This is a genomic window from Candidatus Accumulibacter vicinus, from assembly GCF_000584955.1.
Lineage (GTDB): Bacteria > Pseudomonadota > Gammaproteobacteria > Burkholderiales > Rhodocyclaceae > Accumulibacter > Accumulibacter vicinus.
Genome location: NZ_JDSS02000024.1, coordinates 253,562 through 254,960 on the forward strand (window position 1 = coordinate 253,562; position 1,399 = coordinate 254,960).

At 65.7% G+C, this 1,399-nt stretch carries 2 protein-coding genes and 1 pseudogene; all 3 read right to left on the reverse strand.

The annotated features are described in order from the left end of the window. On the reverse strand, positions 1-829 hold an 829-nt coding region (locus CAPSK01_RS11775), incomplete at its 3' end, for a uracil-DNA glycosylase (protein ID WP_273703559.1). Further along, positions 816-1,301, reverse strand: coding sequence for a ribosomal protein S18-alanine N-acetyltransferase (rimI, locus tag CAPSK01_RS11780; protein WP_034926540.1), 486 nt, complete (start codon positions 1,299-1,301; stop codon positions 816-818). The genes CAPSK01_RS11775 and rimI, both read right to left, overlap by 14 nt. After that, positions 1,298-1,399, reverse strand: a pseudogene (locus CAPSK01_RS22785) (tRNA (adenosine(37)-N6)-threonylcarbamoyltransferase complex dimerization subunit type 1 TsaB); the annotation flags it as partial. The pseudogene CAPSK01_RS22785 and the gene rimI, both read right to left, overlap by 4 nt.

Genomic DNA, 1,399 nt, shown 5'->3' on the forward strand with positions numbered 1-1,399 from the left:
CTTGCGCAGCGGCGGCCTGGGCTGCACGCATCAGTCTGCGTGCCCGGCACAGGTCCTCCCAGGCTTTGGCCTTGTCCGGCAGGGTGCGCAACAGGTAAGCCGGATGGTAGGTAACCACCACCGGAATGGCGTGTCCACCGGCTTGCGGCGCAGGATAAGTGAAGGTCTGGCCGCGCAGGCTGGCCAGCGAGCCGACCTCACCGAGCAGCGCATGCGCCGCTGCGCGGCCCAGGAGAACGATCAGTCGTGGCTGGATGAGCGCAATCTGTCGCTGCAGATAGGGTGCGCAGGTTGCGATCTCGGCCGCCTCCGGTGTTCGATTGTTGGGCGGACGACACTTCACGGCGTTGGCGATGTAGACATCCTCGCCCCGCTGCAGGTCGATCGCCGCGAGCATTGCATCGAGTAACTGGCCGGCCGGGCCAACGAAAGGTTCGCCACGCGCGTCTTCTTCAGCTCCCGGCCCCTCGCCAATGAACAGCCAGTCGGCGGCGAGATCGCCGACACCGAGCACCGCTTGCCGCCGCTGCTGGCAAAGCGTACACGCCCGACAGGCGGCGACACTGTGCTGCAACTGCTCCCAGGACATGCCGGCGATAGCCTGCGACCGCGCAGAGGCCATGACAGCGGGTGCGGCGGGCGCTGGCGCGAGTCCGGCGATGGCGGTGATCGGGTTTGCTAACGCGGGACGCCGTTCGTCCGGGAGGGTCGCCGGCGCGGCAAGCGCCACCGCGCGCTGCTCGCGCAACTGCCACTGCGGCGACAGGCCGATCTCGTGCAACAGTTGCGCGCGCGTCAGCGGCCCACCGCTCGGTTTATTGGCGATCATTTCTCCCCCCAGGCAGTACCTGCCGCATTACCAGCGCATCCTCGGTCCCCTTTTCTGCCGGATAATAGCCACGTCGCACGCCGATCTGTCGAAAACCGAAATGCTGATAGATTGCCAGCGCCTGCACGTTCGACGGGCGTACCTCAAGCAAGACGCTGGTCGCCCCCGCCTGCCGGGCAAGGCGCATGGCGTGGCGCAACAGGCAGGTGCCAATCCCCATTCCCTGGCGCTGCTCGGCGACACTGATGTTGAGCAAGTGCGCCTCGTCTACGACCATCATCAGGACATAGTAGCCCACCAACTCGTCAGCGAGACGCCCCCCCCAGACACTGTAGCCGGCGGCGATCGAATCGACGAAATTGGCCCGCGACCAGGGAAACGGATAAATGCGATTTTCGATCTCGATGATCTCGTCAAGGTCGGCAGGGTACATCGGCAACATCGAGAGCCTCGCTGTCAGCACGGCGCTCATGCTTTGCCACCCATCGCCAGGCGCTCGGCGACCGTCAACGCAACCTTGTCACGGACGTACAGCGGCGCCGCTGCAGCCACATCGATCCCCGCACCACG